General features: G+C 64.7%; 12 protein-coding genes. 5 read left to right on the top strand and 7 right to left on the bottom strand.

Features of this window, described 5'->3' with window-relative positions:
• Both ELR45_RS04575 and gad read left to right on the top strand, forming a co-directional pair.
• On the top strand, nt 1-1,770 hold a 1,770-nt coding region (locus ELR45_RS04575; protein WP_240759155.1), incomplete at its 5' end, for a sulfatase-like hydrolase/transferase.
• Nucleotides 1,771-1,842: 72 nt separating this feature from the next.
• Complete coding sequence (gad, locus tag ELR45_RS04570) at nt 1,843-3,288, top strand: glutamate decarboxylase (protein ID WP_129663820.1); 1,446 nt, start codon at nt 1,843-1,845, stop codon at nt 3,286-3,288.
• Between the two features lie 6 nt (nt 3,289-3,294).
• Here gad and ELR45_RS04565 read toward each other — a convergent pair whose 3' ends face one another.
• Together ELR45_RS04565 and ELR45_RS04560 are read right to left on the bottom strand one after the other, a co-directional pair.
• Nucleotides 3,295-4,110: a bestrophin-like domain gene (locus ELR45_RS04565; protein ID WP_129663818.1), complete on the bottom strand. Its 816-nt coding sequence runs from the start codon at nt 4,108-4,110 to the stop codon at nt 3,295-3,297.
• Nucleotides 4,107-5,504, bottom strand: coding sequence for a hypothetical protein (locus ELR45_RS04560; RefSeq protein WP_129663816.1), 1,398 nt, complete (start codon nt 5,502-5,504; stop codon nt 4,107-4,109). Before ELR45_RS04560 ends, ELR45_RS04565 begins: the two co-directional genes overlap by 4 nt.
• 296 nt (nt 5,505-5,800) lie before the next feature.
• On the opposite strand from ELR45_RS04560, the gene ELR45_RS04555 reads away from it, so the two are divergent.
• From ELR45_RS04555 to ELR45_RS04540, 3 genes are all read left to right on the top strand, one after another.
• Nucleotides 5,801-6,232, top strand: a complete 432-nt coding sequence (locus ELR45_RS04555) for a DUF7144 family membrane protein (RefSeq protein WP_129663814.1) — start codon at nt 5,801-5,803, stop codon at nt 6,230-6,232.
• Nucleotides 6,233-6,862: 630 nt separating this feature from the next.
• Nucleotides 6,863-9,166, top strand: coding sequence for a helix-turn-helix transcriptional regulator (locus ELR45_RS04545; protein ID WP_129663812.1), 2,304 nt, complete (start codon nt 6,863-6,865; stop codon nt 9,164-9,166).
• 191 nt (nt 9,167-9,357) lie between these two features.
• Nucleotides 9,358-9,747: an SHOCT domain-containing protein gene (locus ELR45_RS04540; RefSeq protein ID WP_129663810.1), complete on the top strand. Its 390-nt coding sequence runs from the start codon at nt 9,358-9,360 to the stop codon at nt 9,745-9,747.
• 286 nt (nt 9,748-10,033) lie between these two features.
• Here the strand turns inward: ELR45_RS04540 and ELR45_RS04535 are convergent, their stop codons facing one another.
• The 5 genes from ELR45_RS04535 to ELR45_RS04515 form a co-directional block, all read right to left on the bottom strand.
• Nucleotides 10,034-11,038, bottom strand: coding sequence for an endonuclease/exonuclease/phosphatase family protein (locus tag ELR45_RS04535; RefSeq protein WP_129663808.1), 1,005 nt, complete (start codon nt 11,036-11,038; stop codon nt 10,034-10,036).
• A gap of 167 nt (nt 11,039-11,205) precedes the next feature.
• Nucleotides 11,206-11,955, bottom strand: coding sequence for a sugar isomerase domain-containing protein (locus ELR45_RS04530; RefSeq protein WP_129663806.1), 750 nt, complete (start codon nt 11,953-11,955; stop codon nt 11,206-11,208).
• Complete coding sequence (locus tag ELR45_RS04525; protein ID WP_129663804.1) at nt 11,952-13,184, bottom strand: hypothetical protein; 1,233 nt, start codon at nt 13,182-13,184, stop codon at nt 11,952-11,954. The genes ELR45_RS04530 and ELR45_RS04525 overlap by 4 nt, the downstream gene beginning before the upstream one ends.
• The gene (locus ELR45_RS04520) at nt 13,181-14,134 is read right to left on the bottom strand and encodes an N-acetylglucosamine kinase (RefSeq protein ID WP_129663802.1); all 954 of its coding nucleotides are present in this window, start codon (nt 14,132-14,134) and stop codon (nt 13,181-13,183) included. The genes ELR45_RS04525 and ELR45_RS04520 overlap by 4 nt, the downstream gene beginning before the upstream one ends.
• On the bottom strand, nt 14,134-14,987 hold an 854-nt coding region (locus ELR45_RS04515), incomplete at its 5' end, for a carbohydrate ABC transporter permease (protein ID WP_205855942.1). The genes ELR45_RS04515 and ELR45_RS04520, both read right to left, overlap by 1 nt.

The following is a 14,987-nucleotide window of genomic DNA, read 5'->3' as shown; positions in this document are numbered from 1 at the left end:
GTGGAGCCACCGAGCACGCCAGAGGAGGGGTACCACCTCACCGAGGACCTGGCCGAGCGGGCCATCGACTGGGTACGACAGCAGAAGGCGCTGATGCCGGAGAAGCCATTCTTCGTGTACTTCGCGCCGGGCGCCACCCACGCGCCACACCACGTGCCGAAGGAGTGGGTGGACAGGTATCGGGGAGCATTCGCCCACGGCTGGGACCGCCAGCGGGAGATCACCTTCGAGCGGCAGAAGGAGCTCGGCGTGGTCCCCTCCGACGCGCGGCTGACCGCCAGGCACGCCGCGATCCCCGGGTGGGACGACATGGACCCGGAGCTCAAGCCGGTGCTGGAGCGGGAGATGGAAGTCTACGCAGGCTTCCTCGAGCACACCGATGCCCAGGTCGGGAGGCTGATCGACGCGATCGAGAACCTCGGGATCATGGACGACACGCTCATCTACTACATCATCGGTGACAACGGAGCGTCGGCCGAGGGAACCGCGAACGGCGCGTTCAACGAGATGGCCAACTTCAACGGCATGGCGTCCCTCGAGACGCGTGAGTTCATGCTCTCGAAGCTCGACGAGTTCGGTTCCCCGGCTGCGTACAACCACTACTCGATCGGCTGGGCATGGGCGATGAACTCGCCGTACCAGTGGACCAAGCAGGTGGCGTCGCACTGGGGCGGCACCCGGAACGGGACGATCGTGCACTGGCCGCGGCGTATCGACGACGGGGGCGGTACCCGTGCCCAGTTCACTCACGTCATCGACGTCGCGCCGACTGTGCTCGAGGCGGCCGGCATCGTGGAACCCGCCTTCGTCAACGGCGTCATGCAGTCGCCGATGGAGGGCACCAGCATGCTGTACAGCTTCGCCGACGCCGGCGCACCTGAACGTCATGATCTGCAGTATTTCGAGATGTTCGGCAACCGCGGCATCTACTACAAGGGCTGGAGCGCGGTGACGAAGCACAAGACACCCTGGCTCCTCGTCGGTGAGAAGACGCCGCCGTTCGACGACGACGTCTGGGAGCTCTACGACGGCAGCGCGGACTGGACGCAGGCGCACGATCTGTCCCGGACGATGCCGGAACGGCTACATGAGCTGCAGCGATTGTGGCTGATCGAGGCGACGAAGTACAACGTGATACCGCTCGACGACCGTGCCGTGGAGCGGATGGATGCGGACATCGCCGGTCGCCCGACGCTCATCCGCGGGAACTCGCAGCTGCTGTTCGGCCGCATGGGCCGGCTGTCCGAGAACAGCGTGGTCAACATCAAGAACAAGTCGTTCTCGGTGACGGCCGAGGTGGACGTGCCCGATTCCGGTGCCAGGGGAGTGATCATCGCTCAGGGCGGACGCTTCGGCGGCTGGGCGCTGTACACGACGAACGGCGTGTTGACGTTCGTCTACAACGTGCTGGGCATTCATGAGTTCGCGGTGACGGCGGCCGATCCGGTTCCGACCGGCGAGCACCAGGTGCGGATGGAGTTCGCCTATGAGGGCGGTGGCCTGGCCAAGGGCGGGGACGTGAAGCTGTATTACGACGGCAAGGAAGCGGGAAGTGGACGAGTGGGGATGACACAGCCGCTGATCTTCTCGGCCGACGAGACGACGAACGTCGGCAGGGAGACGGGCACCGCGGTCTCCGCCGGCCGCTCGACGGCGACCAGCCAGTTCAGCGGGCGAGTCCGGTGGGTTCAGATCGACGTCGGCGCGGACGACCACGACCACTTCATCGAACCGGAGGAGCGGCTGCGGGTGGCGATGGCACGACAATGAGGAGGAGGGGCAGTTCGCGGCGGAGAGGGCCAGGATCCTCAAGCACTGAGGCGACGATCGGAGGAGGTCTGAGTGACACCCGAACCGAGCAGCTCCTGGGTGCCGCCGCCGATTCACGGCCTGGCGGGCTTCCGCACGCACATCGACGCAACGCACTTCCCCGATGACGGGATGCCACCCGACGAGGTATACGAGCTCTTACATACGGGCTTGATGCTGGACGGGCGGGCCACGCTCAACCTCGCGTCGTTCGTGACGACGTGGATGGAGCCGCAAGCCGAGCGACTGATCCACGACGCGCTCCGCAAGAACCACATCGATCACGAGGAGTACCCGGCCGCGTCCCTCATGGAGGAGGCGTGTGTGCACATGCTCGGTGACCTGTTCAACGCGCCCGATCCGGCTGAGGTCGTCGGCGTCGCGACGATCGGGTCGTCCGAGGCCATCATGCTGGGGTTGCTCGCCCACAAGCGAAGCTGGCGCAACCGTCGGCGGGAGCAAGGCCTAGCGGCCGATCGGCCGAACGTGGTGTACGGCGCGGAGACTCACGTCGTCTGGGACAAGTTCGCCGCCTATTTCGACGTCGAGCCTCGAAAGATCCCGATGAAGCCGGACCGGTTCGTCATCGGCGCTGACGACGTGGAGGCGCTCGTGGACGAGAACACCATCGCCGTCGGTGCCGTTCTGGGGACGACGCACACCGGGGAAGCCGACTCGATCGAGGAGATCAACGACCTCCTGGTCCGGTTCAGGCGGGAACGAGGCTGGAACATACCCATGCATGTCGACGGTGCCAGCGGAGCCTTCATCGCTCCCTTCGCCGAGCCCGACCTGAAGTTCGACTTCCGCCTTGAACAGGTGGCATCTATCAATGCGTCCGGGCACAAGTACGGTCTCGTCTATCCGGGGGTCGGCTGGTTGGTGTTCCGGGATCGAACGATGCTGCCCGAGGATCTCGTGTTCAGCGTGAACTATCTCGGAGGGGCACAGCCCACGTATACGTTCAACTTCTCTCGGGGATCGGCGATGATCCAGGCGCAGATGTACAACTTCTTGCGCCTTGGCCGGAGCGGCTACGAGTCGATCGTCGCCAACATGCTCGCGAATGCGAGGTACCTCAACGAGCGGCTCGAAGCGACCGGACAGTTTGTGATCCTGAATCCGGGCCTCGCCGAGCCCGTCGTAACGTTCACGATGCGCGAGGACCCCGGGTTCGACGTCTACCACCTCTCCGCCCGGCTACGGGAGAACGGTTGGATCGTTCCGGCGTACAGCCTTCCGCCCCACGCGGAGAACGTGCATCTGATGCGCGTGGTCGTGCGGCTCGACCTCAGCCGCCAGATGATCGACATCCTGCTCCGCGACCTGAGCCGAGCCTGGGATGAGCTGGCAGCCGAGCAGCCGGCTCAGCGGGTGACCAGCAAGCCCGATCTCTGGACGTCGCCCGAGCAGGTGGCCGCACACGGTAAGCGGCGAAACAGCCCTGTGAGGCAGGCGAACACGGCGCGCCTCGGCTGACGTGAGTCACTCGCCGTCGTCGTGGTCGCACGGCTGGGATGCCAGCTCAGGCTCGGATTGCTCCATGGATGCCGTGGTCTCCTCAATGAGCTTAGGTGCCACTCGTCCGGTACCAGCGGCGAACGGAGCGCCGAGCGCCGCGACGATCAGGATCATCACGACGGTGAACATGGCCGAGAGACCCACGAGCACTGCCTGTGTCACGGGATGGGCGGCAACCGTCACGACGAAGATGAGCGCGACGACGAGCAGGCCACCGCCTAGCAAGAGCACCCAGAGCAGCGTGGGGATCTGAATCCCGGCCGCCACGAGACGGGCCTCCCGCGCGGTCGAGATGTTTCCTACCTGCACGAGGATGTTGGTAGCGGTTGCCGGCTGGAACGTGCTCTGTGCCGGCTGCTCGGCTTCGCCGAGGGCGAGGAAGATGTCACGGTATGCCTGATCTACCTCGGGTGCGGCCGATCGGTCGCTCAGTGCGGGCCAATCGAACTCCGGCACCGCGCGGGCATAGCAGATCAAGGCGTGCTGAATATGGTCGGAGTCACCGGGGAAGAGGCGGGCTTCCTCGAACGCGGTGCCGACCGAGGTGGCCTCGTCGCCGACGGCCTGGCGCGCGGCGGAGAACTCGCCGAAGAGGAAGATGATCGAGAATCCGACGACGATGCCGTAGGCGGTGGCGACGTAGGAGAGCGTCGAGGACCACGGGCTGGTGTCCGTCGACGCGAGGCGAGGCAACAGCCGTCGCGCGGGTAGACAGAGCCCCGCCACGAGCACGCCGGCTGAGATCAGGATCAGGGTCGAGGCGGTTGGCGTGGGGCTCATGATGCGTGTCGCTTCGACTCTGACAGCGCCCACAGGTAGAGCGCCAGGAGCAGACCGAGGAGAACAAGTTGAACGATGCCGATTCCGGTGACGAACAGCACCGCGACGGCGAGGACGACCCCGGCGATCTGGAACATCTCATAGTGCGCGCCGACTCGACGGTCCAGCTCGCTCGGCCCTGCCGCGCGCGAGGTCAGCCGCGAGACACGTCCGGCGAGGGCGCCCGGCCAGGCCGGTCTCCCGGCGAGGTAGGCGACGATGGCGGCGATGAGCGCAGACACTCCGACGACGAGTGCCACGGTGCGGAGGCTGGACATCGTCGCGCTCAACAGGCTCTCCGCCGCGCGCTCACCATCGGCTCGCTCGATCGAGTCCACGATCGCTGCCTGCAGCCGCCGGATGATCACTGCGCCGACGATCAGGCCGATCACGATGCCGGCACCGAGCTGGAAGACGGTCCGCCTCCGGGTGGGGGACGCGGCTATCGTGATCGCGATCATAGCCAGCGTGAGCAGTACGATCAGCCAGACCAGCTGGTCCAGGCGGTGCACCGTTTGCTGCACGTCGTCGAGCGCCGCCTCGGACATGAGAGTTACCTGCCCGAAGTCGTCCGGAAGCTGCGTCTGGAGGGCTTCGCTCAGCTGTAGCCGGCCTTGCTCCACTTGGGCGGAGATCAGGTCCGGAAGCTCGACGTCGGGTAAGAAGTCGCGGACCTCGTCGATCACCTCGCGCAATGCGTCTGCGATGACCGGGATGAGGTTGAGCCGCACGTCGCCGGCGGTCACATACACGTTCGGCAGCTCGTCGGGCTCGTCGCGAACCAGAGCTATGGCGCCACTGTGCGCCCGCCGGACGATCTCGGCCAGCCGGGCCGCGAACTCGTCGGATGCGACCCGGCGCTGGATGATCTCGGTCACTCGATCCTCCAGGGCGCCCGCGATCGGGGCGGCGAGGGCGTCAAGAGAAGGCCGGTCGAAGCGAGAGAGGAGCTGTCTCTCCTGCGGGCTGACGTCGATTGCGTCGACGAGCGCCTGCGACATGTACTCGTCCAGCTGGCTCAGCCGGTTGGCGACCCGTGTCTCAAGATCGAGGGCCTCCACGGCGCGCTCGGAAACCACGTTGCCCACGGCCGAGTAGAAGTCGGGATCATCAAGCGCTGGCTCGACGGTGGCCATGAATCGGTCGGTGTTGAACGCTGTCCTGTCGGTCCAGACCGCGACGGTGCCGACGATAATGAGCAGGGAGGACAGCACGGTCAACACCGTGGCGAGCCACCGGCGAACGTTCGCGCGACGCCGCAGACGGGCCCGTAGAGTCGCGTTCTCCTCCTGCAGCTGTGCGAGCTCGGTGGCTGCATCGGCGTCTGCCGGCGCGGTGCGTCGATCGCCTGCCATAGCGGCCCCTTCGATCCGGGACGATGGCCCAGAATCGCTGGTGAGTCTACGGACGGCTCGCCTGAGTCGCTTCATGCCAGATGGATGATTTCGTCGCACGGCACAGAGCGGATTTCACCCTCATGGGGCGATGTACCGGCCGCCTTGTCCCTGATTCGCTGAGCCGAGACAACGGGCGGGCCCGGCACGGCCGGATGTGGTGGGCACCGGGGTGCTACCTCGGCAGCCGCTCAGGCAGGTGCACCTGGCTGTGCCGGACCGTCCTGTTCGCAATCGTCAAGAGGGGAGACGGCACGATGACTACCCAACGGCCGGTCAGCGGATGGGCTATCGGATGGGCGACGTTCGCGGCCTTGATGCTGATCATCGGCAGCATCTTTCAGTTCATCGCCGGTCTTGCAGCAGTGCTGGAAGACGAGGTGTACGTCTTGCGTGAAGACTACGTGTTCAGATTCAACCTGACCGCGTGGGGCTGGATTCACATCGTCTTGGCGGTGATCTTGTTCCTGGCCGGACTGAGCCTGTTCACGGGGGCGTTATGGGCGCGAATCGTCGCTGTGTCGATTGCCGTTCTCGCTGCGATCCTTAACTTCGCATCCCTGCCGTGGTACCCGGTCTGGTCGGTCATCGTGATCGTCGTCAGCGGGTTCGTCATCTGGGCGCTCACCGTGCACGGACGGGACGTCGCGGCGGACCGCGAAACACGGTCGACATCCCCGGTGCCCTGACGTGCTTGAGGTGGTGAGGCACTGAGCGGGCATGCCGCGGCGGCCGCATGTCGCGGAGGCGTGTCCGGCCAGCTCGTCACGTCCCAGCTCGTCACGTCAGCCCCGCGATGGCGTCGCCGAGCAGCTTCGTGCCGATGACCAGCGCGACGACGGTCATGATCGCGGCATTGTGGCGGGCCGGGTCCCGAGCATCAGCACCACGGCGACGATGGGCAACGGGCTCAGTGCCACTCCGACGCCCAGCGACAGGATCTGCCCGATCGCCTCGCCCATCCGTGACCTCCCAGGCCCGCCGTCCGGCCGATGTCGGTCATCGTGATCCGCGCGTGGCCGTGACATCTTCACCCGAACGGGGTGAAGTGCACGACCTGCCCGGCGCCTTTCCCGATGGAGGAAGCCATGCTGATCCACACCAACCTGAGCACTGAGCAGGAGGAGCTGTCACGGGAGGCCTTCGCTGAGTGAGCAGGCCGATCTCGAGTCCATCCGCGATGATGCGGTCCGTGCAGCAACGGCCTAGCCGATAGGAGCCAGCGCCGCCTTCACCCCAAGCGGGTGAGGTCAGACTGCGCCTCGGCACGCGATGCTGAGTGTGCCGTCGGTTCGGCCGACGTGAGGGGGAGCGTGGCGATGAACGGTATTCATCCGCCCCAACAGGCGGCGTCCTACGATGACGTGCTGAGGTGGCTCTCAGGTGTGTCGGCGCGCCTCACGAGTCCGCCGATCCACGTCGTCGAATCGAAGTTGCACGCACCGCCCTTGCGGGTCGGGATGGTATCCAGGCGGGCCCTGATCGACCGGCTCGAGAGCTCACCGGCTCCCGTGGTCGCCGTTCACGCCGCCGCCGGATACGGGAAGACGACTCTGCTCAGTGAGTGGAGCCAGGTGCGGAACGCGGCGGCTGCCTGGGTGTCGCTCGACGGTGGCGACAACGACCCGGCGGTGCTGCTTGCTCACATCGCGGTCGCGCTCGACAGGATCGAACCTCTGAGCCCCATGCTCTTCGCCGCGTTCGCCTCGAATGGTTCGGTCACGTCGACAGTCTTGCCCCAGCTCGGATCAGCTTTGGCCGCCATGAGGGCGCCAGTGTTGCTGTTTCTCGACGACGCGCACAATCTCGTCAATCATGCCTGCCTTGACGTCATCGCACAGCTGGCACAGCGGCTCCCGCGTGCCTCCAAGCTGGTGGTGACCGCGCGCAACGTACTGGCTCTCCCACTGGCCCGGTGGCGTGCCAACGGTGTCGTAGCTGAGGCCGACTCCTCCGACCTGGCTCTGGACGCCGACGAGGCTTGCCGGTTGCTGCGGAACACGGGGGTGGGCGTGTCGGACGAAGCGGTGGCCGAGCTCGCGCGAAAGACGGAAGGCTGGCCCGCGGGGTTGTGTCTGGCTGCACTGAGCTTCGCAGCCGAAGATGGGCGACGACACAGCTCAGCGTTCACCGGCAGCGATCGGTTCGTCGCCGACTACGTTCATTCGGAGGTGCTCGCGCAGCTGCCAGACGATTTGGTGCGGTTTCTCATGCACACCGCCGTCCTCGACCGTATGTGCGGATCGCTGTGTGACGCGGTCCTGGAGCGCACTGGGTCATCTCAGGTTCTGACCTCGATCGAGAACTCCAACGTCTTCCTGGTGCCTCTCGACCACCAGCGTGAGTGGTACCGCTATCACCATCTGTTCCGCGACGTGCTCATGGCGAGGCTGGCCGCGTACGAGCCCGACCTGGTGCCGACGCTTCATCGCAGAGCGGGCGACTGGTGTGAACAGCGGGGCATGCTCGAAGAGGCTTTTCACCACGCCTCCTGTGCGGCGGACGACGACCGGGCGGCGTCGTTGCTGGAGCAGTTGGCGCCCCGGCTCTACCGGACCGGGCGGGTCGAGGCCTTGCAGGTTTGGCTGGCCAGGTTGGATGAGAAGGCGATCGAGCGACGCCCGTTGCTGGCGGTTGTCGCCGGGTCGGCGGCCGCGCTGACCGGCGACGCGATCGGCGCGGCGTGGTGGGCCGAGATCGCCGAGAAGAGTTCGCTCGTCAAACGCCCGCTCGAGGCCGGAACCTCGGTTGTGCCGGCCCTGCATCTGCTGCGTGCCCTCACGTGCCGAGGGGGAGTCAAGCAGATGCGCAAGGACGCTGAGGCCGCGGTTCACCTGGAGCCCGAGACCAGTCCCGGGTGGCCGGCAGCCCTGATGGTATACGGCATTGGGAGTTTCCTCTCCGGTGACGGCGAAAGTGCCGACAGGGCGCTGGCCGACGCCGTCGATGCCGCAGAGCGGATCGGGTCGGTCACTACGTCGTCCGTCGCCCTTGCCGAGCGATCCCTGCTGGCCATGAGCCGAGGAGACTGGGTCTCGGCAGATCTGTTCGCGCAGCGCGCCCGCAGCTCGATCTCTATCGGTGGCCTCGAGGCATACCTGCCGAGCTCGATCGTTTTCGCCGTGTCGGCGCGAACGGCGCTGCGACACGGTGATCGAGTGCTGGCCAGGCGGGAAGCCATCCGGGCTCACTGGCAATGCTCGGTGCTGTGCCGGTCCGTTCCGTGGCTCGCCGCACAAACGATGATCCAATCGTCGCGGGTGCAGCTCGAGCTGTCCGAGCGGGCCGGAACGCGGAAACTGATCTCAGAGGCTCGCGACGTGATCGCCAGGATGCCGGACGTCGGCACACTGGGAGACCAACTGGCGGACCTGCAACGCAGGCTTTGGCAGATCCCGCGGGCCGACGCTGCCGGTCCTACCTCGCTGACCGCTGCTGAGCTCCGGTTGCTGCCGAGCCTGTCGACCCATCTGTCGTTCCGTGAGATCGGTGAGCTCTTCCACCTGTCGCCCAACACGATCAAGACTCAGGCCATCTCCATCTATCGCAAGCTGGGCGTTTCGGCCCGGACGGACGCGGTTCTGAGGGCTCGAGAGGTCGGTCTGCTTGAGGAATGGCGCTAGCGGTGACGTTGCTTGTGATCTGTCGAGCGCGTCGGCCCCCGGTTCGGGCGGCGGGCCTGGGAATCACCCCCGAGGGGTGAGGGGGTTGGGCGTATTCGTCGTGATCATTGAAGTTGGCTACATCAAGTTGGCCACATCGTCGCGACGCGGACCGCTCACACGCGACGCGCGATCAGACCGAAGGAGTTCCTATGGACGACTATCCGCTCCTGAACTTGTTCTTCACGATGATCTGGTTTTTCCTTTTCGTCGCGTGGATCTGGCTGCTGATCTCGGTGGTGGCCGACGTCTTCCGCAGCAGTGACCTGTCCGGGTGGGCCAAGGCGCTCTGGACGTTGCTCGTCGTGGTCGTGCCGGTCCTCGGCGCTCTGGTGTACCTCATCGCCCGCGGTGAAGGAATGACCACTCGGATGCTCGAAAGCTACGGCAGTGCCGAACAAAGGCTCGGCCCGTACCGCCCCAGCTCCTACGGCGCCGGCATGAGCACCGCGGACGAGTTGACCAAACTGGCGCAGCTCCGCGAATCCGGCGCTATCACTGACGCCGAGTTCGAGAGTCAGAAGGCGAAGCTGCTGGCCTGAGAACCTTGGCGATGGACGATACCGGAGCCCGCGCTCAACGGGCGGGCCTGGTCAGTCGGGCAGCTTGCGCATCTCGATGACACTGGGACCCAGTTCGTCGAATCGTGCCAGGATGCCGCGCAATGCGTCCTGGTGGGGTCGTCACGGTTGAACGTGCCGCATCAGCTAGGGAGCGTGCCCCCGGACTGGCTGCCGCAACGCCGCCGACTGCACCGATGCCCCGTCACTGGATGCGGATCGTCCACACTCGTGCCGGGACGGGCGTAACGATGTCATAGTCGTTCAATCAATCGCTCAGCGATATTGTCGCTGAGCCGCGTAGCAGATGGTGATCGGAATTCGGGCCGATCGGCCTCACTTCCGCGTCCAGGTTGCTAGCATGATCTGCGGAGAAGAAAATGTAGTCGATCTTCTTCGGAGTTGCCGTACCGGTGCCGTACGTTGGCGCGCCGCTGCGGCAGTGGCTTAGTTGTTGGCTGAGGCACTCATTGGAGAAGTGATCGGCGTCAGTCATGTCCGCCTCCACGAACGCACCGATACCATCCAGTTCGTAGAACATATCTATCTCGTCGTCGGCGGGCTCGGCGTTGAAATCTCCGCCCAGGATCACGGCTTGATCGTTGCCCAGCAGGTAGCGATCGACTTCGGCCGCTAACGTTGCGTTTTGCTCCCAGCGCGCGCGAGCACCCGGTCCGGAGGCGCCGGATCGTGTTTGCGCGACGCAGGCTCGCGCCGTGCCTTGCCCGAGGCCGCCAACGTCCAGGTCGTAGCACATTGCCTTGATTATCGCGTTTACTCCATAATTGGTGGCTGACAGGGGAATGTCCTCCCTGGCGGTGAGGGAGTTCTTGGCGAACATCACCTGGCCGAACCGCAACTTATTCTCGGAAGCGAGAGTCTCGGTATTCCCGCCAGGCGGCGTGCAATTATTGACTCGTCCATAAGCGGCCACCCAACCGGGACTGTAGCCGTTGTCGGCTAATTCGTCACGCATGTGCGCATATTGCAGGTAGCAAACTTCCGTGAGCAGGACGACATCTGCATCATAGGCCAGCACCTCGTCGATTACGTATCCGGTTCGATCTAATATCTCGCCGGGATTGTCACAGTGCGCGGCGGCGCCGCACAGGTTGTATGTGATCACCTTGACAGTCGCCATGCCGGCTGCAAGGGACGATTCCGTCGACGTGGCCGGAGGTGGTTCAGGTCCGACTGCTGGCAGCGCCGAAGCGCCGGTCGCGAGCAGCGTCAGAACGGTGCAGGCGAACATTACGGCTGTGGATCTTTTCATTCTCTGTTCTCCGTCCTAATGATATCGCGCCGCATATGCTGAAGAAGTGCGCGAATACCGGTCTCCGGGTCCATCTTCAGTGCCTACTCTCACCGGAGGTATGAAGAATGTTGGATCTGAATGGAGTCTGAATGGAGTCAGGACTTGACGCGTGGCGCCGGATGTCGCTAAGGCTCGATGGGGCGGACTCGTCCCTTGTACGTGGTGTGAAGCGTTGCGTTGTGAACGTCCCCGTGTGCCAAATTCGCCGAGATGAATACCGGCAGGTCTCGCCCCATGCAAAGCAGATGGCGACAGATGAGTTCGGTGAGGACCTGCGCGATCAGGACACCGGTGAAGGACGATACGGCTCCGATCCGTACGTCGGCCGTGATATCGATGCCGGCGTCTCCTGCCGGCGCGCGGTTGTCGATGACGATGTCTGCGAGATCTGCGAGATGCGGGCCGTCTGTATGGCGTGCCGCCGACGACCGGGTATGCGCAAGCGAAGTGATAGCGATGACGCGGTGGCCACCTGCGTGCGCGAGCTGTGCCATTTCCACAACCGCACTGTTCAGGCCGGAGTTCGAGACGATGAGAAAGACATCGGCGGGTTCGGGCTTAGCGAGTCGGTAGATGCGTTCGGCTAGTCCGGGTTCGCGTTCGTAGGTTGGGTCGAGGATGGTGGCTGGATCCTCGCCTGCGAACATCACCAGGTCCTTGACCGCAAGCATGCTGACCGGGGCAAGTCCGCCCGCGCGGCCCGCCAGTTCCAGGGTGACGATCCGCGAGTGGCCGGTTCCGAATGCTTGAAGGACTCCACCGTCGGCCATCGCCTCGGCGACGATCGTGGCTGCCGTCTGCATCACCGGCATCTGGCTGGTGAGGACGTCGTCGACCAGGTCTGTGGCGTGTGCCGCGAACTCAGAGTTGATCACGTTCTGCTCCTCGTCTCTCCGACGGCCTGTGCAAGCGTGCTTGCCGCCTCCGCCACATGTTCGCCACTGCCGCGGCGTACCGGGCTGACGAAGGTCTCATATGTTTCAGGTGCGTCACCGGTGGTGAGATATCCGAGGTAGCCGTTGGTGTAGCCGAGCACGATGACTGCGGGTCCGTTGGCTGCCGACGCACGAGCACGAATCGATTCCCCAAGCTCGAGAAACAGCTCAGCGGGCACTGAGACCAACGTGGCGGAACCGAGCCCCACAGCTTGGACGGCGACCCGATATGGCTCAGTTCTCGCTTGTGCCGCGAGTTCCCCGGCTATCCGGCGGCCCTGTTCGAGGACCACGCGGCTGCGTTCGTCCGACCGGCTGTTGTCGAGCTCAAACCGTATGGCGCTGTCGATCTCATCTGGCTTCTTCGGCTCAAGTTCGATCACACGTGTCGCGGGTGGGCGAATCCGGACCTGATCCGGTGGCGCCGGCAGCCGCTCGTCGATCTTCAGCTGCTCGGCAACCAGCTGTCCGAGCCGATCGATCTCGCTTGACGTGCGGCCGCGCCGGGTGTGCCTGGTGCTGATGTTGCCGGCAGCACCGGTTGCGACGACGACCCACCGATGGCCGGTACCGAGGGCGCGTCGGATTCCACCACTGAGGTCAGCGCTGACATAGCTATTGTCAGCGGGTAGAACCGTGGGATGGACCGGCGACACCACGATGGTCCCGATGACGTCGTCGCGCTCATCGGTGACAACGAGCGCGTCAACGGGTATGTCGGTGGGTGTATCGACGGTGTTCCGCCGTCCAGCCAATCCGGCGACGTGCACACGAGTCGGGTGCAGCGTGGCCTCTTGTTCATTTGCCACGGCTGCCTCGGTTGCAGCACGAGCCGCGGTGAGCAATCGGGTGGCGAGGCTACTGGGTGTCGTGCTGCCCCCAGGGATGCACCCTGCTTCAGGACTGGCGTGTGTGTGGGTGGCCGCGACCCAACAGGAGTCGACGTGCAGAGCACCGACCGTCGCGTGGATACGGCCGGCAACGTCGCTGTTCACACACACCAGGTCCGCCACGATCAGCGCGAAGCGGTGGTCGTCGTCAGCGAAGGTGACGACATGTACCTCCAGCGGATCCAGGACGCCTTGCACGCCGTCTGTACGGTCCGCGTAGCCGCCCATGGGTTCGGCCGTGAGTACGTGGAGCTGCGCTGCTCCGTGTCCTACTCTCACCCAAGATCCCCCGTCTCCCAAAGGCTCGATTCGCGCCAAGCTTGGGTAAGGAGGGCCGCATAGGGCTCGTCGCGCTGTAGCAAGATCACGCCTCCCTCTAATGGCGATGCGATCGGATCGGTCAACTCCAAGCCCCGGGCTCGCAGTTCGTCACGTAATCGGGAACTCAAGAATCCATCTGCCGCGATCAGCCGTCCGCTGTAGGACACTCGTGGCCCTGCGTCCGACAGCCGACCCGCTGCTGTCTGGGCGGCGATGGCGAGATCGCGGACGGCCTCATCACAGATCGCTCGAGCCACCGTGTCGTCCGGCGCAGCGCTGAGCACGGTTTGAGCGAAGCCTGCGATTCGGCCCACGACGTATGGATCCCGGTAGAACCGTTGCAGGCTGGCCAGATCCGTTCCATCAATGGCATCGGCGAGTGACTCGGCGAGCACTGTGCGGGGACCGACTCCATCGAGGGACGCGATAGAAGCGCGAAGACCCGCTAGGCCGATGGCATAGCCACTGCCGCGATCCCCGAGGAGCGGCCCCCATCCGTCGAGCCTCGTCTGTCCGCCCGACTTCCCGATCGTGTGAACATTGGTGCCGGTCCCAGCGCACAGCACCGTCCCAGGTCCGTTGAGAGCGCCCGCGTGGGCGAGGACGACATCTTCGACGATCAAAACCGGACCTTGAAACATCGCGGTGAGACCCGCGGCGACTTCTTGCCGCAGGTTTGCGTCGCCTGGTAAGCCGGTGAGGCCGGCGACGACGCCTGCGACGTGCTTGGGACGGGTGATCATCTCTGCAGCGGTACGGACGCTGTCGAGGATTCGGTCGACTCCGTCTTCGTCCGGTTGGTAGATCATGCCGGGACCTACGCCGTACTCTCGGCGCTCTTCGCTCGCCGCCAGGAGCCGGAGTTGTGACTTGCCGCCATCGATACTGATGAATGTGGTCTTCGTCATTATCGAGACATTCCAGCCGTGAGGCCCGCGATGATATGCCGGGTCGCGAGAGCGAAGATTATGGCGAGCGGAACGAGCGCGATGACCAGGCCGGCGAACAATGTCGCTCGGTCCGCCGCGAATTCTCCGAAGAACCGCGTCAGGCCGACCGGAACGGTGTATTTGTCATCGCTCCTCAAGAGAACCAGCGGATAGAAGAAATCGTTCCAGGTGAGAGCGAATTGGAAGATGGTGGCGACCGCAAGCGCCGGCCTCATGATCGGCAACGCGACGGAGACGAACATACGCCCTTCATTCGCTCCGTCGAGCCGTGCCGCCTCTTCAAGGTCGGTTGGGAAAGCGCGGGTGAAACCCATGATCACAAAGACCGAGAACGGAATCCCGGTGGCTGCGTAGAGTAGGACGAGGCCCAGGCGGCTGTCGATCAGTCCCATCGACTGGTACATGTAGAAGACCGGCAGCAACCCCAGCTTGGCGGGGATCATGAGTCCGGAGATGAAGAACGCGGCCAACAGCGCCCGCCCGCGGAACTGCCATCTGGAGAGTGCGTAAGCCGCCATAGCCGAGACCATCACGCACAGGAACACCGACGCGACGGTGACGATCAGTGAATTCAGAAAGTACGTCGACAGGGACGCCGTTCCCCAAGCTTGGACATAGTTGTCGAGGTTGAGTGAAGTGGGCAGCCCAACGGGTTGGCGCAGAATGTCGGAGTTGGTCCGGAACGAGCCCACTAACACGAGTAGCAGCGGGCCGAACGCGATTGCGGTGTAGAGCCACAGGATCGATTGAACCGCGAGCCGCCGAGTTCTGCGGCGGCCACGCGACTCGTGTAGGCGGGGCCGCTTGGGCG

The sequence above is a fragment of the Phytoactinopolyspora endophytica genome (assembly GCF_004138495.1).
Taxonomy (GTDB): domain Bacteria; phylum Actinomycetota; class Actinomycetes; order Jiangellales; family Jiangellaceae; genus Phytoactinopolyspora; species Phytoactinopolyspora endophytica.
This window is presented reverse-complemented; position numbering and strand designations above follow the sequence as displayed.